This is a genomic window from Cellulomonas aerilata (assembly GCF_007991755.1).
GTDB classification, from domain to species: Bacteria; Actinomycetota; Actinomycetes; order Actinomycetales; family Cellulomonadaceae; genus Pengzhenrongella; species Pengzhenrongella aerilata.
On record NZ_BJYY01000001.1, the window covers coordinates 508,231 to 525,718 of the forward strand.

Consider the following 17,488-nt stretch of genomic DNA (forward strand, 5'->3'; position numbering starts at 1 on the left):
GGTCAGCGCGCGGCGAGCGACGACGCCAGGGCCGGCCCCAGCGGCAGGCGCGGCAGCAGGGTCGCCTGGAGCGCGTGGTAGACGTCCGCCTTCCCGGGGCGGATCGTCTGGGCCGGCCGGTTGGCCACGTCGAGCTCGTGGTGCCACGACCCGTCGACCCGGTCGATGAGGTACCGGTCGGCGTAGCCCCACCAGGTCGCGTACAGGTCGCGGTACTCGTCCTCGCCGGTGACCGACCACAGCGCCGTCGCCGCACCCAGGGCCTCGCACATCACCCAGTGCAGGCGCTGGCGCACGCGCGGGTTGCCGGCCCAGTCGACCGTGTAGATGAACCCGGGCTGGCCGTCCACGGACCAGCCCTCCGCGACGGCGGCGCGGAACAGCCGCCGGGCGCCGTCCAGCAGGTCGTCGGTCGGCGTACCTCCGCGAGCCTCCAGCGCGGCGCGCAGGTGCAGGGTGAGCCGGCTCCACTCCAGCCAGTGGCCCATGGTCGAGCCGTACGGGCGGAACGGGTCGTCCGGCGTCTCGCTGTTGTGCTCGAGCAGCGGTCGCCAGTCGGCGTCGTAGTGCTCGGGCAGGCGCCACGCATGGTCCCGGGCGTTGGCCAGCGCGCGGCGGGTGATGCGCAGCGCACGGTCCAGCCAGCGGTCGTCGCCGGTCGCGGCGTAGCCGGCGAGGAACGCCTCGACGGTGTGCATCGCGGAGTTCATCCCGCGGTACGCGTCCAGGGTCGTGAAGGTCCGGTCCCAGGACTCGACCACCATGCCGGCGCCGTCGTCCCAGAAGTGCCGCTCCTCGACGTCGAGCGCCTCCGCGAGCAGCTCGGGGGCGCCCGGCCGGCGGGCGATGGTCGCGCCGGCGGCGGCCAGGACGACGAACGCGTGCGGGTACGCGGTCTTGGTGTCGTCCACCGGCTCGCCGTCCGCCACGGACCCGAACCAGCCGCCGTGCTCGGCGTCCCGGAACAGGCCGGTCAGCGCGGTGAGCCCGTGGTCGACGAGCGCCTCGCTGCCCTCGACCCCGAGCAGGGTGCCCAGCGCGTAGACGTGCGTCATGCGGCAGGTGACGTACAGGCGAGCGGGCAGGCCGTCGGTGACGGTGCCGCGCGCGTCGAGCCACCCGAAGCCGCCGTCCGGCAGGGCAGCGGCGCGGCCGAAGTCGAGCAGGCGGCGGCCCTCGGCCTCCAGCCACCGGTGGTGCTCGGCGGAGTCGATCGCGAACCGGGTGAGGGCGGGCGGGTCGGGGGACGTCATGAGGTCTCCGATGGGGAGGGGGGCGGGGAGCGCGTTCGACGGGGGACGACGACGGCCCGGGCGAACCCGCCCGGGCCGTCGTCGTCGGTGCCGCTGCCCGGTGGGTCAGTCCTCGCGGGACTCCTTGACCCGGGCCACGAGCTGCGTGGGGCTGACGTACCGCAGCGCGATGATGAGGATCACCATCATCGTGACGGTGTAGACGACCGCCATGGACGACACGAGCTGGCGTGCCTCGCCGCCGCCGGACGCGGTCATGGCGCGGTAGATCGCCACGACGAGGGTGTCCGACCCCGGCCCGGAGACCAGGTACGTCAGCTCGAACATCCCCACGGTGCGGACCAGCACGAGCACCGCGGCGGCGAGGATCCCGGGGACCAGGAGCGGCAGCAGGATCTTCTGGAACACCATCCGCATGTTCGCCCCGGACATGCGGGCCGCGTTCTCGATGGTCGGGTTGATCTGCTCGATGAACGGCGTCATGGTCATGATGACGAACGGCACCGACGGCACGAGGTTGACCAGGATCACCGCGAGGAGCGACCGGCCGAGGCCGAAGTTGTACATCACGGTGGCCAGCGGGATGCCGTAGGTGATCGGCGGCATCAGCACGGGCAGCAGGAACAGCAGCGTGAGGATCCGCTTGAACGGGAAGCTCCGCCGCGCGAGCAGGTACGCCGCCGGCACCCCGATGAGGACCGACAGGACGATCACCGAGATCGCCACGGTGAGCGTCACCCCGATGACCTGAGCCATCCCGAAGCGCTCCCAGGCGCCGGTGTACCAGTCCGTCGTGGCGTTCTCCGGGAGCCAGCTGTCGAACCAGGGCCTGCCGAGGGAGTCCACGATCACGCTGATCAGGATGCCCAGGAGGTAGATGAAGAACGCCGCGACGCCGGCCCACACGATCCAGGTCGTGGGGGAGGCGACGAGCGACTTCTCGCCCGGCGCGCGGGACGTGCCCTTGGTCCGGGGCTTCGGCAGCGGGAGGTCGACCCCCGGTGCGGTGGTGTGCGCGGCCATCAGCCCTTCCCTCCGGTGGAGCCCTTGAACATGGACGCCCGCCACAGCAGCACGAGGGCGATGACGACGAGCTCCACCAGCCCCATCATCACGGCGATCGTGGACGCCATCGGGTAGTCGTTCAGCTCACCGAACGACCGGTACGCCATCAGCGCCATGACCCGCGTCTCACCCGACGCGTCCCCGACGAGGCGTGCCGACGGGAAGACGCTGAAGGCCAGCACGAACGTGAGGATGAACGTGGTGGCCAGCCCCGGCGCGAGCAGGGGCAGGATGATCCGCCGGAAGCGCTGCTTCCAGTCCGCGCCCATCGTCTTGGCTGCGGCCTCGATCGACGGGTCGATGCCCGACAGGTACGAGGAGATCAGCAGGAAGGCGAACGGGAAGCCCGAGATGATCAGCGAGAACAGCACGCCCCAGTAGTTGTTCACCAGGGTGAGCGGCTCGTCGACGAGGCCGGTCGAGACGAGGAAGCGGTTCAGCCATCCCTGGCGCCCGGCGAAGATGAGCATGCCCTGCGCGGTGAGCACCGTACCGAGCGTGATCGGCAGGACCAGCAGGATGGTCAGTGCCTTCTTGCCCCGGAACCTGTGGCGGAGCTTGAAGGCGACGGGGATCGAGACCAGCACGTTGAACAGCGCGACCGGCAGCGCCAGCCGCATCGTCAGGTAGATGGAGTCGAAGACGAACGGGTCACGGAAGAACGCGACGTAGTTCGACCAGATCCCCGCGCCCCACTGGTCCTGCGTGGCGAGCGACGGCTGGAACGTGAGCCCGACCCCGTAGCTGAACGGGTACACGAAGAGCGCGATCGCGAAGATGATCGCCGGCACCAGCATGAGCAGGGACTTGTCCACCCCACGCTCGGCCAGCCGGTGCCGCAGGCTCGCCGTCGACCTGGTCGTCTGCGCCCGCTTGCCCCGACCCACGGCCGGGGCACTCATCGACGCACCTCCTCGAGCTCCCGCTCCTCCACGGACAGGGTGGAGGGGTCGACGAGCTCGGCCGGGTAGGCCCGCACGCGCTCCGGGCTCGCGGTGAGCTCGACGGCGGTCCCGATCGCCGGCGGGAAGTCCGAGCGCACGTGCAGCGCCTGCCCACCGGGCGTGATGACGCCGACCGCGAACTCGCGGCCGTGGTACTCCACGACCGAGACGGTCGCGGTGGTGGAGTTGCCACCCCGCACGGGAACCGACGGCGAGACCACGACGAGGTCCTCCGGGCGGATCGCGACCCGCACGGTGTCGCCGACGGTGGCCCGCTCCACAGCGGTGCCGCGCAGCGTCAGGCCGCGACCCTCGACCACGACGGCATCGCCGTTCACGGCCGTGACCTCCAGGTCGATGAGGTTCCGGTACCCCATGAAGTCCGCGACGTGCCAGTTCACCGGCGCGTTGTGGAGCTCCTCGGGGGTGCCGACCTGCTGGACGCGTCCCTCGCGCAGGACGACGAGGCGGTCCGCCATGGACAGGGCCTCCTCCTGGTCGTGGGTGACGTAGATCGTCGTCAGGCCCAGGGACTGGTGGAGGCGACGGATCTCGGTGCGCATCTCCAGGCGGAGCTTGGCGTCGAGGTTGGACAGCGGCTCGTCCATGAGCACCAGGCGCGGCTCGAGCACGACGGCGCGGGCGATCGCCACGCGCTGCTGCTGACCGCCGGAGAGCTGCCCGGGCAGCTTCTTGGCGTGCTGCTCGAGCTTGACCAGGGCGAGCGCCTCGGCGACGCGGCGCTTGATCTCGGGCTTGGCGACGCTGCGCATCTGCAGCCCGAAGGCGATGTTCTTCTCGACCGTCAGGTGCGGGAAGAGGGCGTAGTTCTGGAACACCATCCCGAACCCGCGCCTCTCGGCGGCGACCGTGTCCACACGCTCGCCGTCGATGCGGATCTCGCCGTGGGTGAGCGGCAGGAGCCCGGCGAGGCAGTTCAGCGCGGTGGACTTCCCGCAGCCCGACGGGCCGAGCAGGGCGATGAACTCGCCCGCACGCACCGTCAGGTTGAGGTCGACCAGGGCGTTGGCACCACCGAAGCTGCGACCGACGTTCCGCAGCTCCAGCGACTCGAACTTGCTTGCGGCGATGGCCATGGTTACTGGGCCTCGAACTTCCCGGCGCCGACCTCGCGGTCCCAGATGTCGAACGCCTTGACGATGCTCTCGGCGTCGAGCTGCGTCTCGATCGTGTGGTCCTCGATCTCGGCGTCGTACCAGTCACGGCCGAACTCGGAGATCTCGTCCTGGATCTCCTGGGGCGCCTTGTCCAGCGTCGCACCCTCGATGGACGGGCCCGGGTACAGGTAGCCGTTGTCGTACGCCTTCGCGTTCTGCTCCGGCGTGAGGAGGTCGTTCAGCATGAGCAGGATGGCCGACTGCTTGTCCGCCGACAGCCCCTTGGGCATCACGGCGAAGTGGGAGTCGCTGATCCACGTGAACTCGTCCATGGTCGCGACCTCCAGCGTGTTCGGCGCGCGGCCGTCGACCCGCGGCTCGATGTCCCAGCCCATCGTGATGGGGGTCATCGACCAGGTCCCGTCGGAGATGTTCGTGATGACCTGGCCGGTACCCGTCGGGTAGTTGTCGACGTACTGGCCGAGCTCCTTGAGGTACGCCCAGGTGTTGTCCCAGCCGTTCTCGGGGTCCTTGGGGTCGGAGTCGCCCAGGATGTACGGCAGACCCTGGAGCCAGGTGCGGCCGGGACCGCTGTTGGCGGGGCGGGCGTACCCGAACTTGCCGGGGTTGGCCTTCGCCCAGGCGAGGATCTCCTCCGGGTTCGCCGGGACGTCGGCCTCGGGGACGGCGTCGGGGTTGTAGCTGATCAGCGGGCCACCGGGGGTCCAGGTGAGCAGGACGCCGTAGTTCTGCGCGAGCTCCTGCATCGCCGCGGCCGGCTCGATGTAGTTCTCCTGGTTGCCCAGGCGGTCGCCGAAGTCGTCGACGAGCGGGACCCAGAGGTCCTCGGTGATCCCGGAGGACAGGCCGTCGTTGCCGGTCAGCACGAGGTCGATCGACAGGTTCCCGGTGTCGACCTGCGGCTTCAGCGTCCCGACGAGGTCGGGGGCGCCGCCGGTCTCGAACGTCACGGACGAGACGATGTCGGGGTTCTCCTCGGCGAAGTCCTCGATCGCCGCGCCCATGACCTTCTGGACGCCGCCGACGTCGAGGATGTTCAGGTCGACGGCGGCCGACGGGGTCTCGGGGACGTCGCCGGCGGCGGCGCTCTCGGCCGGGGCGGCGGGGGCGTCCGCGTTCGGGGCGCTGCACGCCCCGAGCAGGAGGCCGAGCGTCGCGACGCTCGCGATGAGGTGGAGTGGTCGGGTGGCTCGCATAGGGTGATCTCTTCTCTTGTCGTACCGAGGACGACCTCGTCCTCGGTTGTGGTGGGAAGCAGGTGGGACGGGGTCAGCCGGGGCCCGCGTGGGCCGGAGCCGTGCGGCGCGGCGCCGTGGACCCCCGGACGACCAGCTGCACCGGGAGGTCGTCCTGGTGCAGGGCCGGTGCGGTCGGGTCGCGGACCATCGCGACCAGGGTGTCCACCGCGGCGCGACCGACGTTGACGAGGGGTGTCCCGACGCTGGTCAGGCCCGGGTGGGCCAGGCCGGACATCGGGATGTCGTCGATGCCGACCAGGCTCATGTCGCGGGGCACGACGACGCCGCGGCGCCGGAGGCCCTCGAGCAGGCCGAACGCCACGAGGTCGTTGTAGGCCAGCGCGGCGGTCGCCCCGCTGGCGATGAGCAGGTCCGCGGCAGCGGTGCCGCCGGAGACGTGCGGGCTGAAGAAGCCGAGCTCGACGAGCTCGGTGTCGGGGTGCTGGGCGCCGACCGACCGGAACGCGGACAGCCGGCGGGCGTTGGACCAGGACGCCCGCGGCCCCCCGGCGAAGGCGATGCGCCGGTGCCCGAGCGCCTGCAGGTACACCATCGCCTGCCGGACTCCGTCGTGGTCGTCGACGGTCACGGTCGCGACGTCGCCGCACGTGCGGTTGACGAGGACCAGGGGGCAGTCCCGCGCCATCCCGGCGATGACCTCCTCGGGCCCTCGGGGCGAGCAGAGCACCAGCCCGTCCACCTGCTTGGCGAGGTTGCGCACCAGCTCGGGCTCGGCCGCCGGATCCTCGTCGGAGTCGGCGATGAAGGCCGCGTAGCCGAAGCTGCGGGCGCGGGCGTGGAAGCCCTTGGTGATGGAGGCGAAGAACGGGTTCTCGAGGTCCGGCACGACCAGGCCGATGTTGCCCGTGCGCCCCGTGATGAGGGACCGGGCCGCGGGGTTGGGCAGGTACCCCAGGCCCCGGGCGACGTCGAGGACCCGCGTCCGGGTCTCGGGGGCGACGTCGTCGGGCCGGGTCAGCGCGCGGGAGACGGTGGACACCGACACCCCGGCGACTCGGGCGACATCACGGGCGCTGACCGGCACTGGCCTTGCTCCCCTCGTCGGGCGACCACCTCGGTGTGGCGCTGGGCACACTCTGCAATCGCTTGCAGCGCAACGTCAAGGCTGCGTCACCAAATCGTGACCTTGACTGGACCTGGATTGACGGTGCGCACCGTCCTGGCTGCTCATGCGCGCTCCGGCTCTTGCGCTGCTGTGACCGACTCCGTCATGATCGTTGCGACCCTCACTCATCAGCGTTTCGACGACGAGACGCCACGCCCGCACCGGCGCGGCTGCGCCGGGCGCGCGACACCGAGACGGACCCCATGAAGATCGAGAAGGTCGACGTCCTGGTGACCAGCCCGGGGCGCAACTTCGTCACGCTGCGGCTGACCACCACCGACGGCGTCGTCGGGCTCGGGGACGCCACCCTCAACGGGCGCGAGCGCTCCGTCGAGTCCTACCTGCGCGACCACGTGGCCCCGCTGCTGGTCGGCCGTGAGGCGCACGACATCGAGGACACGTGGCAGTACCTGTACCGCGGCGCGTACTGGCGCCGCGGACCGGTGACGATGACCGCGATCGCCGCCGTCGACATGGCGCTGTGGGACATCAAGGGCAAGGTGGCCGGCCTGCCGGTCTACCAGCTGCTCGGCGGACGGAGCCGCCGTGGCGCCCTGGCGTACGGGCACGCCTCGGGCTCGACGCTCGAGGCGCTGTTCGACTCGATGCGCAACCACCTGGACGAGGGGTTCCGAGCGATCCGGGTGCAGACCGGCGTGCCGGGGCTGAAGAAGGTGTACGGCGTCGGCACGGACCAGGCGCGCGGGCAGAAGTACGACTACGAGCCCGCCGGACGCACCGCGGTCCCGGTCGAGGAGGGCTGGGACACCGGCTTCTACGTGCGGCACATCGCCGGGGTGTTCGAGGCGGTGCGCGCGGAGTTCGGTCCGGAGCTGCCGCTGCTGCACGACGCCCACCACCGGCTCACCCCGAACCAGGCGGCTCAGGTCGGCCGCTCGCTGGAGCCCCACGACCTGTTCTGGCTCGAGGACTGCACGCCGGCGGAGAACCAGGAGGCGCTGCGCCGCGTCCGGGCGATGACCACGACGCCGCTCGCCATCGGCGAGGTGCTCAACAGCGTGTACGACTACCAGACGCTGATCACCGAGCAGCTCATCGACTACGTGCGGTCGTCGGTCACGCACGGCGGCGGCATCACCGCGATGAAGAAGCTCATGGACTTCGCCGCGGTCTACGGGATCAAGTCGGGCTTCCACGGCCCCACCGACATCTCCCCGGTGGGCATGGCGGCGGCGCTGCACCTGAGCATCGCGCTGCACAACTTCGGCATCGTCGAGTACATGAAGCACAACGACACGACGCTGGAGGTCTTCCGGACGAGCTACACGTTCACCGACGGCCTCCTCGACCCCGGTGAGAACCCGGGTCTGGGCGTGGAGTACGACGAGGACCTGGCCGCGACCTTCCCGTACGCTCCGGCGTACCTGCCGGTGAACCGGCTGCTCGACGGCACCCTGCACGACTGGTGACGCCGGGCGCGGCCCCGGCGCAGCGACCGCCCGCCCGGCGTGCCTGCTCGTGGGACGGCCCTGACGGGCGGGGCCGGATTGCGCTTACCATGGGGTCCGACCCAGGACGCCGACGTCCCGTCACGCCGCCCCGGCGGGCGCACCGCCCGTGCTGGGAGCCACCGTCCACCCCGCAGTGAGGCTCTTGGAGGCCTGGCCATGACCACCACCCACCCGGGGGTTCTCGCCCTCCCCGACTGCGCCCTCCTGCTGCGCCCCGACGACGACGTCGCGGTCACCACCCGGGACCTGCCGGCCGGGACCCGCGTGCTCACCGACCACGGCGAGATGGTGCTGCCCGGCGACGTCCCGCGCAGCCACAAGCTCGCCGTGCGGACCGTCCCGGCCGGCTCGGCGGTGCACAAGTACGGCCAGTCCATCGGCCTGGCCACGGCCGACATCGCGCCCGGTGACCACGTGCACGGCCACAACCTGGGCATGGACGACACCGCCCGGCACCACGAGTTCGGGACCGTCCGCACCGCGCTGCCCGCGCCGGTGGGCGAGACGCGCACGTTCCAGGGCTACCGGCGGTCCAACGGCAAGGTCGGCACCCGCAACTTCATCGGGGTCATCACCTCGGTGAACTGCTCGGCGTCGACGGCGAAGATGATCGCCGCCCAGTTCGCCGGGATGTCGCTGGACGCCTACGGGGACGTCGACGGCGTCGTCGCGCTCACCCACGGCAGCGGCTGCGGGCTCGTGCCCGGCAGCGAGGGCTCCGACATGCTGGTCCGGACCCTGCGCGGGTACGCCCGGCACCCGAACTTCGGCGGCCTCCTGGTCCTGGGCCTGGGCTGCGAGATGATCCCGGTGACCTCGCTGGTCGAGGGGCTGGACCTGCCGGACGACACCCTCGTGGAGACCCTGACCATCCAGGACACCGGCGGCGTCCGGGCGACCGTGCGGGCCGGCGTGGAGAAGATCAACGCCATGCTCCCGGTGCTGGACCAGCGCCGCCGCGAGCCGGCCCCCATCAGCGAGCTCGTGCTCGGCCTCAACTGCGGCGGCTCGGACGGCTACTCCGGCATCACTGCGAACCCGGCGCTGGGGCACGCCTCGGACCGGTTGGTCGCCGCGGGCGCCACGTCGATCCTCGCCGAGACCCCCGAGGTGTTCGGGGCCGAGCACCTGCTCACGCGCCGCGCGGTGTCCGAGGCCGTGGGCCGCAAGCTGCTCGACCGGCTCGAGTGGTGGCAGGAGTACGCGGCGGCCGGCGGCGGCAGCCTGGACAACAACCCGTCGCCCGGCAACAAGGCGGGCGGCCTGACGACGATCCTCGAGAAGTCCCTCGGTGCCGTGGCGAAGGCCGGGCAGGCGGACCTGTCGGCCGTCTACGAGTACGCGGAGCCGGTTACCGAGCGCGGCATGGTGTTCATGGACACCCCCGGCTACGACCCCGTGTCGGTCACCGGGATCGTCGCCGGCGGGGCGACCGTCGTGTGCTTCACCACGGGGCGGGGGTCCGTCCTGGGCGCCCGCCCGACGCCGGTCGTCAAGCTCGCCACGAACACCGAGATGTACGAGCGCATGACCGAGGACATGGACCTCAACTGCGGCCGGATCGTCGACGGGACGGCGAGCGTGACCGAGGTCGGCGACGAGATCTTCGAGCGGATCATCGCGGTCGCGTCCGGCGAGGTCACGGTGAGCGAGGAGCTGGCGCTCGGGCAGGAGGAGTTCATCCCCTGGCAGCTCGGCACGGTCACCTGACCGGACCCCGGGCCGGACCACCGCGGCCCCCTGACCGGAAGGATCGGTCAGGGGGCCGCGCCGTGCAGCGACGGGTCAGCCCCGCGAGGTCAGCCCGGGGAGCTCACCGGGCGTGACCGGCGGCCGCGGCGAAGGGGGCGATGTGCCGGCCCAGGTGGTCTCCCAGGACGGAGGCGTAGTCGTCGTGGTGGTCGACGAGCACCTCGAGCAGACGGTCCCGCAGCGGCCGACCGTCCGCGCCGACGGCGTTGAGCGAGTCGCCGTAGCCCACGTGGAGGATCTGGCGGGAGTCGAAGGTCCCGACGAGCTCGGTCAGGTCCACGCCGTCGAGCCGCACCGGGGTCTTCTCGACGTCGGCGGACACCTGGTAGGAGGCGCGCGCGCGGACGAAGGACGGTCGCGAGACGTCCCAGATCTCGGCGAGGAGCTCGGGAGCAGACCTCGCGACGACCTCCAGGGCGCACAGGTAGCTCGTCCCCGACGTCTTGAGGTGGATCCGGCCACCCGTCGCCTCGACCGCCAGCGGGTACACGCTGAACTTGTCCGACCCCGAGTGCAGCGAGATCTTGTACCCGCCCAGCACGTCGGCGACGGCCCGGTGCCCGGAGAGGTTCGCCCTCAGCGCCTCCGGGTCCCCGAGGTACTCGACGCCCTTCTCGAAGCCGTCGGCGTACCGGGGCGCGAAGCTCACCCACTCCACGCCGAGACGACGGAGCTCGGCCGCGAGGTAGTAGTGCTCGACGAAGCTGGTGACGTAGTCCGTCTCGTCGACGGCGATCTCCACCTCGACGTCGTGCCGCGCGTTGTCCATGACGTGGCGGTAGAGGCGGCGCGCGTCGACGACGCACCCGCTGTACTTGACGGCTGCCGCGACGATCTCGTCCTCGCCGACGGTCAGCTGCCGGTCGCCCAGGTCGAGGGTCGTGCCGACGTACCGCGCGCGCAACGAGGCGAGGTCGTCCTCGAGCTCGGCCCACGGCAGCGCGTCGACCTGCGCCTGGCTCACGCCGCCCCGGATGTCGACGACGTGGTCGCCCGGGTCCAGGGTGAACATCGTGAAGCCGGCGGCGAGCCCGCGGTCGATGCCCTCGGTCGTCTTGATGTGGTCGCAGTCGGCGCCGACCGCGCCCTCCCAGCCTGCCTCGACGCAGCCGAAGGTGGCAGCGTCCATCACGCTCTGAGCGTCACGGCCGAGGCGGTCCATCTCCCGGATCGACTGCTGGGCGAAGACGGGGACCACACCGGCACCCGACTCGGTGAAGGCGCGGACGTGACCCGGGGTGGCCAGGCCGAGCCGGTCACCGGTACCCACCGACGTCCGCTGGTTCCCGATCAACGAGGGCCGCAGGTGGGGGAAGGCCGTGCGCAGGGCGGCGGCGTTGGCGGCGGTCAGGGGCCCCTCGAGGACGTACCCGCCCCCACCCTCCGCGCTGCTCCCGTCGAACGGCCCGAGCGCCGCCGCTTCCGCCGCGCTGACACGCAGCAGCCGTCCGGGTCCGGTGTGGACGACATCGGCCTCGTACACCTCGTTGCGTAGCGTCATGGTTCGTCCTTCCTGCAGTTCGCGATGCTGCGGTCACCGTCCGTCGGCGCAGGGCCTGGCGGACGGGTGCCGGACGCCGGCGGCGTCCGAGTCTTGTGCCCTCGTCGTGCTGCTGTCCGCCGCCGCAGGCTCGAGCCGCGGGCGCCCGGTGAGCGTCTCGGGGTGTGCGGGTCAGCCCGCGGGGACCATCCGGAGCAGGTCGGCGACCTCCGCGCGCAGTGCGGTGCGGACGCCGTCGTGCTCACGCACGGCCTCGGGGAACACGTCCTCGAGCTCGAGCATGCGGTCCACCAGGCCGCCGGCGGAGCCCGCGGCCGCGGCGCGGAGCCGGTCCGCGATGGGGTCCTCGAGCGGGAGCGTCCCACCGTCGACGTCCCGGCCGCGGGCGACGAAGGCCAGCCAGCCCGCGACCGACCGGATCGCGGCGTCCGCCACGACGCCGGCCTCGAGCCGGTCGGCGATCACGCTCAGCAGCCTGATCGGCACCTTGAGGGAGCCGTCCGCGGCCACCTGCAGGGTGGTGTACCCCGTGCTGGGGTTCGCGAAGCGCTCGAGGATGTCGTCGCGGTAGCGGGCCAGGTCCAGGCCGGCCGGGGGGGTCAGGGTCGGGATGACGTCCTCGTCGAGCAGGCGCCGGGCCAGCTCGCCGACCTCCGGGTCCACGACCGCCTGGTCGATCAGCCGGTGCCCCCGGAGGGCGCCCAGGTAGGCGACGGTCGAGTGGGTGCCGTTGAGCATCCGCAGCTTGGCGCGCTCGTAGGGCGCGACGTCGTCGGTGATCGTGGCGCCCGGGACGAGCTCCCACCGCGGCCGGGGACCGGCGAACAGGTCCTCGATCACCCACTGCAGGAAGGGCTCGGCCACGACGAGCGCCTCGTCCCGCAGGCCCGACAGCGCCTGGGCCTCGGTGCGGTGGGTGTCGGTGGTGGCCGGCGTGATGCGGTCGACCATGCTCACCGGGAACCGGACGCTGTCCTGCACCCATGCGCGCAGCACCGCGGCCTCACGCCCGGGGACCGCGTCGATGATGCCGTGCACGAGGCGCTCGACCACCCGGCCGTTGTCCGTCATGTTGTCGCAGCACACCACCGTCAGCGGCGCGCCGTGGTCGCGGTGACGACGCGCCAGGCCGCGGACCAGCGCGCCGACCGGCGTACGGCACGCGGCCCCCGCGCTGCCGCCGGTCAGCTCGGCGGTGAGCGCACCCACGTCGGCGGCCAGGTCCGGGTCGGCCACGTCAGAGTTGCCGGTCGCGGCGCGACGGTAGCCCTTCTCCGAGACCGTCGAGGAGACGATGTGCGTGCTCGGCGCGGCGATGGCGGCCAGCACACGCTCGGAGTCCCCCGTCAGCGACGCGGCGCCGCGCATGGAGCCGACGACCCGCAGCGAGGTCGTCCCGCGGCCCTTGGTCAGCACGCCGTACAGACCGTCCTGCGGGACCAGCTGCTCGGCCACCCGCGGGCTGCGCCCGGTCACGCCGAGGATGCCCCACGTCGTCTCGTCCGCCGCCGCCGCTGCCTCCTCGGTGAAGACGGCCTGGTGCGCACGGTGGAACGCGCCGACGCCGAGGTGGACGATCCCGACCGTCGCCGCCCGCGGGTCGACGGACGGCCCGTGCACCGCGTCCCCGGTGGGCAGGAGACCGAGGGTGGCGAGCGACAGGCGGGGCAGGGAGTCGGGGGTCGTCACGCGTGGCCAGCTTTCGTCGGGAGGGTCAGGTCGGTACGGGGGCCTGGTGCCGGGGCCGGGCCGGTGGAGCCGCGGACCACGAGGGAGACGGCGATGCGCCGCACCTGCGGGGTGGGGCGGGGGCCCGCGGGGCGGGGCGCGAGCTCGAGGAGGAGGTCGACCGCGGTGCGGCCGAGGGTCCGGATCGGGATGCCGACGGTCGTGAGGGCGGGGGAGACCTGGGTCGCGGCCGGGACGTCGTCGAACCCGACCACCGAGACGCGGCCGGGGACGTCGACCCCGCGGGCGCGCAGCCGGTCCAGGACCCCCAGCGCCACCAGGTCGTTGTGCGCGATCACCGCGCTGGCACCGGTGGCCACGACGAGGTCCGCCGCGGCGACGCCGCCGGAGAAGGCGGCCGGGAAGTGGCCCAGCTGCACGACGTCGACGTCGGGGAGGGCCGCGACGGCCGCGGCCAGACCGCGTCGGCGCTCGCGGTCCGACCAGGAGTCGACCGGCCCGCCCGCGTAGGCGATCCGGCGGTGCCCCAGCGCGTGCACGTGCTCGAGCGCCTGCCGCACGCCGTCGGAGTTGTCCACGACGATCGACGGCAGCCCGGGCGCCTCACGGTTCAGCAGGACGACCGCCAGGTCCCCGGGCAGCGCGGCGAGGGCGTCGTCGGACATCCGGGGCGAGCAGAGCACCAGGCCGTCGACCTGCGAGGCGAGCTGCCGCACGAGGTCGGCCTCCACCCGCGAGTCCTCGTCGGAGTCCGCGACGAACACGGTGACCCCGGCGTCGCGAGCGCGGTGCCCGATGCCCTTGACCACCCCGGAGAAGAACGGGTTCTCCATGTCCGGCACGATCACGCCGACCCGTCGAGACGGGGGCCCCGACGCCGTCGCCCCGGGCCGGCGGTACCCGAGCTCGTCGGCCGCGCGCAGGACCCGCTCGCGGCGGTCGGTCGCCACCGCGCCGGGCTCGGCGGCCAGAGCCCGCGACGCCGTCGCGGCGGAGACGCCGGCAGCTCGCGCGACGTCGCGCAGCGTGACCACGGGCCCTCCGGTGGTGTGCGGGTTCGTGCACGGGATGGTGTGCTGTGGTGCGCGTGCAGGTGAAACGCATTGCATCACGTTTCATGGGACATCGGCAAGAGCGGTCCCGCTCGGGTGCGTGCCCTTGCCTGAGCAGCACCGATGCGTGAGAATCAGCGTTCATCGCGTTTCACTCAGTCTCATCGTGGAGGTCTCCAGTGACCGTTCCGTCCGCAGGTGCCTGGACGCTGCACCCCGACCGCGCCCTGCCGGCGGACGCGGTCACCCGTGACATCGCCCGGACCGTGTACGCGCAGACCCGCGACCTGCCGATCGTGTCGATGCACGGGCACGTCGACGCGGCGGCCCTGAACGCCGACGCGCACTTCGGCGACCCGGCCGAGGTCTTCGTCGTCCCCGACCACTACCTGGTGCGGATGATCGTCTCCCAGGGCGTCCCGCACGACGCGCTGGGCGTCCCGCGCAAGGACGGCGGCGCGGTCGAGACCGACCCCCGCGCGATCTGGCGCACGTTCTGCGCGAACTGGAAGCTCTACCGCGGCACCCCCACCCGGTACTGGCTCGAGCACGTCTTCGTGGAGGTCTTCGGGCTCAGCGCGCGGCCGTCCGCCGAGACCGCGGACACGCTCTACGACGAGATCTCCGCCAAGCTGGCGACCGACGAGTACCGCCCGCTGGCGCTGTTCGACCGGTTCGACCTGGAGATCCTCGCCACGACCGACCCGGCGACCGCGACGCTGTCCGACCACGCCGCGCTCGCCGAGCGGGGGTGGGGTCAGCGGATCGTCCCGACCTTCCGTCCCGACGCGCTGCTGTTCGTGGACCGGGACGGCTGGGCGGACGACGTCCGGCTGCTCGCCGAGCGTGCCGACGTCGCCGTCGACTCCTACACCGGGTACCTGCGCGCGCTGGAGCAGCGGCGCCGGGCGTTCGTCGCCGCCGGCGCCCGCGCCACCGACCACGGGCACCTCCTGGCCGACACCACCCCGCTGAGCGACGCCGACGCCGCACGGATCTTCGACGCCGCGCTGCGCGGCGAGGTCACGGCCGCGGAGGCGACCGCGTTCAGCGGCCACATGCTGACCGAGATGGCGCGGATGTCCACCGAGGACGGCCTGACCATGCAGCTGCACCCCGGTGTGGCGCGCAACCACAGCGGCAGCGTCTTCGCCGCGCGCGGTGCCGACGTCGGCTACGACATCCCGGTGCAGGCCGAGTACACCTACGCCCTGCGTCCGCTGCTGGAGCGGTTCGGGCACGACCCCCACCTGCGCCTCATCGTCTTCACCATCGACGAGACGGTGTTCTCCCGGGAGCTCGCCCCCCTGGCCGGGGTCTACCCGGCGATGAAGCTCGGGGCGCCGTGGTGGTTCCTGGACTCGCCCGACGGCATGCGCCGCTACCGCGAGCTCGTCACCGAGACCGCCGGGTTCTACAACACGACCGGCTTCGTGGACGACACCCGCGCGTTCTTCTCCATCCCGGCCCGGCACGACCTGTCGCGCCGGATCGACGCCGGCTACCTCGCCCGCCTCGTGGCCGAGCACCGGCTCGAGCTCGACGAGGCCGTCGAGGTCGCGCAGGACCTGGCCTACCACCTGCCCAAGGCGGCGTACCCCGCGCTGGGCTGACGTCGGCCGACCACAGCCGACATGTCGACCACAGCCGACCGCAGGTGACCGCACGGGGAGGAGCTGCGATGACGGAGCCGTCCGGCGACGGGGCGTCCCCGGTCGAGAGCGTCGACCGGGCGCTGCTGGCGCTGCAGCTGCTGGCCCGCGCCGGGGCGCGGGGCATGGGCCTCGCCGAGCTCGCCACCGAGCTCGGCCTGAACAAGTCGACCGCCCATCGCGCCCTCGCGGCGCTGCGGTTCCGGGGGTTCGTCACCCAGGACCCGGCGTCCGGCGGGTACGTGCTCGGACCGGCCGCCACCCAGCTGTCGGACGACTTCTTCAGCGACGAGAACCTGCCCGTGCTGCTCCACGCGGCGCTGGTCGCGCTCTGCAACGCCGCGGACGAGCTCGTGCACCTCGGCGTGCTCAGCGGGACCCACGTCGTCTACTTGGACAAGGTCGAGCCGGAGCGATCGGTCCGGGTGTGGTCCGCCGTGGGACGTCGCAGCCCCGCCGTCACGACCGCGCTGGGGCGGGCCCTGCTGGCGTTCCGTGGCACGGACCGCTCCATGCTCGCCGGCTACGTCAGGGCCGCCGGGGAGGTCGACGGGGCCGAGCCCGGGCACGTCTGGGAGGTCCTGGAGCGGGCGCGCGCCCGTGGCTACGCGACCGAGGTCGAGGAGAACGAGCCCGGCATCAGCTGCGTCGCGGTGCCGCTCCTGCGCTCGGGCGCCGCCGTTGCCGCGGTGAGCGTGACGGCCCCGGTCGAGCGGATGAGCCCCGAGCGCGTGGAGTGGCTGCATGAGCAGGTCCGCACCGTCCTGCCGCCGCTCCTCCCCGCCGGCCTGCGCCTCCCGTGAGGGCCTGCGCCGCCCCGACCGCCGCCACCGGGACGTCGTGATCTGCACGACCCGCCGTCGAGCCTTGAGCCCAGGCGCCCGGTGTGCCACCCTTGTTCCGCAGAACGATACATGCATTTCACCTAGCGAAACGGAAGCCTCATGGATGTGCTGACCTCCCTGCGTGCCGCACGTCTGGTACCGGTCGTCGTGCTGGACGACGCCAAGGACGCCGACCCGCTGGCCGCCGCCCTCGTCGCCGGCGGTCTGCCGGTCGCGGAGGTCACCTTCCGCACCGCCGCGGCGCAGGACTCGATCCGCGCCATGGCCGACCGCGGTGACATCCTCCTCGGTGCCGGCACGGTGCTGACCCCCGAGCAGGTCGACCAGGCCGTCGCGGCGGGCGCCTCCTACGTCGTCTCGCCGGGGCTGAGCCGCGCCGTCGTCGAGCGCTGCCAGGAGAAGGGCGTCCTCGCCCTGCCCGGCGCGGTCACCGCCACGGAGATCCAGGCTGCCCTCGAGCTGGGCCTGACGACGGTGAAGTTCTTCCCCGCCGGCACCTCCGGTGGCGCCCCTGCCATCGCGGCGCTCGCCGCGCCGTTCGGTGGCGTGTCTTTCGTGCCCACCGGCGGCGTCGGACCCAAGAACCTGCACGAGTACCTGGCCATCGCGTCCGTCGCCGCCGTGGGTGGCTCCTGGATGGTCCCGCGCGACCGCGTCAGGGCCGGCGACTTCGAGGGCATCCGGACCCTCACCGCCGAGGCCGTCGCGCTCACGCAGGCCTGACCCCGCCCCCGCTCCCGTCCCCTGACGATCACCGAGG

The 17,488-nt window shown here is 72.5% G+C and carries 14 protein-coding genes; 5 read left to right on the forward strand and 9 right to left on the reverse strand.

Annotation, left to right across the window (positions count from 1 at the left end; genetic code table 11):
- Nucleotides 1-2: 2 nt before the first annotated feature.
- The 6 genes from CAE01nite_RS02280 to CAE01nite_RS02305 form a co-directional block, all read right to left on the reverse strand.
- Nucleotides 3-1,253 (reverse strand): AGE family epimerase/isomerase, encoded by a 1,251-nt coding sequence (locus CAE01nite_RS02280; protein WP_146899262.1) that lies wholly within the window; start codon nt 1,251-1,253, stop codon nt 3-5.
- 105 nt (nt 1,254-1,358) lie between these two features.
- Nucleotides 1,359-2,276, reverse strand: a complete 918-nt coding sequence (locus CAE01nite_RS02285) for an ABC transporter permease (RefSeq protein WP_146899265.1) — start codon at nt 2,274-2,276, stop codon at nt 1,359-1,361.
- The gene (locus tag CAE01nite_RS02290) at nt 2,276-3,220 is read right to left on the reverse strand and encodes an ABC transporter permease (protein WP_146899268.1); all 945 of its coding nucleotides are present in this window, start codon (nt 3,218-3,220) and stop codon (nt 2,276-2,278) included. The genes CAE01nite_RS02285 and CAE01nite_RS02290 overlap by 1 nt, the downstream gene beginning before the upstream one ends.
- Nucleotides 3,217-4,359: an ABC transporter ATP-binding protein gene (locus CAE01nite_RS02295; RefSeq protein ID WP_146899271.1), complete on the reverse strand. Its 1,143-nt coding sequence runs from the start codon at nt 4,357-4,359 to the stop codon at nt 3,217-3,219. The genes CAE01nite_RS02290 and CAE01nite_RS02295 overlap by 4 nt, the downstream gene beginning before the upstream one ends.
- Before the next feature lie 2 nt (nt 4,360-4,361).
- Complete coding sequence (locus tag CAE01nite_RS02300; RefSeq protein ID WP_146899274.1) at nt 4,362-5,597, reverse strand: ABC transporter substrate-binding protein; 1,236 nt, start codon at nt 5,595-5,597, stop codon at nt 4,362-4,364.
- 73 nt (nt 5,598-5,670) lie between these two features.
- The gene (locus CAE01nite_RS02305; RefSeq protein WP_307724965.1) at nt 5,671-6,735 is read right to left on the reverse strand and encodes a LacI family DNA-binding transcriptional regulator; all 1,065 of its coding nucleotides are present in this window, start codon (nt 6,733-6,735) and stop codon (nt 5,671-5,673) included.
- 233 nt (nt 6,736-6,968) lie between these two features.
- Between CAE01nite_RS02305 and manD the strand changes: the two genes are divergently transcribed.
- Both manD and CAE01nite_RS02315 read left to right on the forward strand, forming a co-directional pair.
- Nucleotides 6,969-8,195, forward strand: a complete 1,227-nt coding sequence (manD, locus tag CAE01nite_RS02310; RefSeq protein ID WP_146899279.1) for a D-mannonate dehydratase ManD — start codon at nt 6,969-6,971, stop codon at nt 8,193-8,195.
- Nucleotides 8,196-8,393: 198 nt separating this feature from the next.
- Complete coding sequence (locus CAE01nite_RS02315) at nt 8,394-9,947, forward strand: UxaA family hydrolase (protein WP_146899282.1); 1,554 nt, start codon at nt 8,394-8,396, stop codon at nt 9,945-9,947.
- Between the two features lie 103 nt (nt 9,948-10,050).
- Here the strand turns inward: CAE01nite_RS02315 and CAE01nite_RS02320 are convergent, their stop codons facing one another.
- From CAE01nite_RS02320 to CAE01nite_RS02330, 3 genes are all read right to left on the reverse strand, one after another.
- A complete protein-coding gene (locus CAE01nite_RS02320; protein ID WP_146899285.1) occupies nt 10,051-11,490 on the reverse strand; it encodes a tagaturonate epimerase family protein in 1,440 nt (479 codons plus the stop codon).
- Nucleotides 11,491-11,661: 171 nt separating this feature from the next.
- Nucleotides 11,662-13,179 carry a mannitol dehydrogenase family protein gene (locus CAE01nite_RS02325; RefSeq protein ID WP_222595791.1) on the reverse strand — a complete coding sequence of 506 codons (1,518 nt, stop codon included), beginning with the start codon at nt 13,177-13,179 and terminating at the stop codon, nt 11,662-11,664.
- Nucleotides 13,176-14,213, reverse strand: a complete 1,038-nt coding sequence (locus CAE01nite_RS02330; RefSeq protein ID WP_146899287.1) for a LacI family DNA-binding transcriptional regulator — start codon at nt 14,211-14,213, stop codon at nt 13,176-13,178. Before CAE01nite_RS02330 ends, CAE01nite_RS02325 begins: the two co-directional genes overlap by 4 nt.
- A gap of 197 nt (nt 14,214-14,410) precedes the next feature.
- On the opposite strand from CAE01nite_RS02330, the gene uxaC reads away from it, so the two are divergent.
- From uxaC to eda, 3 genes are all read left to right on the forward strand, one after another.
- The gene (gene uxaC / locus CAE01nite_RS02335) at nt 14,411-15,844 is read left to right on the forward strand and encodes a glucuronate isomerase (RefSeq protein WP_146899289.1); all 1,434 of its coding nucleotides are present in this window, start codon (nt 14,411-14,413) and stop codon (nt 15,842-15,844) included.
- Nucleotides 15,845-15,912: 68 nt separating this feature from the next.
- The gene (locus CAE01nite_RS02340; protein ID WP_146899292.1) at nt 15,913-16,686 is read left to right on the forward strand and encodes an IclR family transcriptional regulator; all 774 of its coding nucleotides are present in this window, start codon (nt 15,913-15,915) and stop codon (nt 16,684-16,686) included.
- A gap of 141 nt (nt 16,687-16,827) precedes the next feature.
- Entirely contained in the window at nt 16,828-17,451 is a 624-nt protein-coding gene (eda, locus tag CAE01nite_RS02345) for a bifunctional 4-hydroxy-2-oxoglutarate aldolase/2-dehydro-3-deoxy-phosphogluconate aldolase (protein ID WP_146899295.1), read from the forward strand.
- Nucleotides 17,452-17,488 lie beyond the last annotated feature (37 nt).

What these genes read in the sequence shown, in the direction of transcription:
- CAE01nite_RS02280 (WP_146899262.1), bottom strand. Translation starts at nt 1,253, where the DNA reads ATGACGTCCCCCGACCCGCCCGCCCTCACCCGGTTCGCGATCGACTCC.
- CAE01nite_RS02285 (WP_146899265.1), bottom strand. Translation starts at nt 2,276, where the DNA reads ATGGCCGCGCACACCACCGCACCGGGGGTCGACCTCCCGCTGCCGAAG.
- CAE01nite_RS02290 (WP_146899268.1), bottom strand. Translation starts at nt 3,220, where the DNA reads ATGAGTGCCCCGGCCGTGGGTCGGGGCAAGCGGGCGCAGACGACCAGG.
- CAE01nite_RS02295 (WP_146899271.1), bottom strand. Translation starts at nt 4,359, where the DNA reads ATGGCCATCGCCGCAAGCAAGTTCGAGTCGCTGGAGCTGCGGAACGTC.
- CAE01nite_RS02300 (WP_146899274.1), bottom strand. Translation starts at nt 5,597, where the DNA reads ATGCGAGCCACCCGACCACTCCACCTCATCGCGAGCGTCGCGACGCTC.
- manD (WP_146899279.1), top strand. Translation starts at nt 6,969, where the DNA reads ATGAAGATCGAGAAGGTCGACGTCCTGGTGACCAGCCCGGGGCGCAAC.
- CAE01nite_RS02315 (WP_146899282.1), top strand. Translation starts at nt 8,394, where the DNA reads ATGACCACCACCCACCCGGGGGTTCTCGCCCTCCCCGACTGCGCCCTC.
- CAE01nite_RS02320 (WP_146899285.1), bottom strand. Translation starts at nt 11,490, where the DNA reads ATGACGCTACGCAACGAGGTGTACGAGGCCGATGTCGTCCACACCGGA.
- CAE01nite_RS02340 (WP_146899292.1), top strand. Translation starts at nt 15,913, where the DNA reads ATGACGGAGCCGTCCGGCGACGGGGCGTCCCCGGTCGAGAGCGTCGAC.
- eda (WP_146899295.1), top strand. Translation starts at nt 16,828, where the DNA reads ATGGATGTGCTGACCTCCCTGCGTGCCGCACGTCTGGTACCGGTCGTC.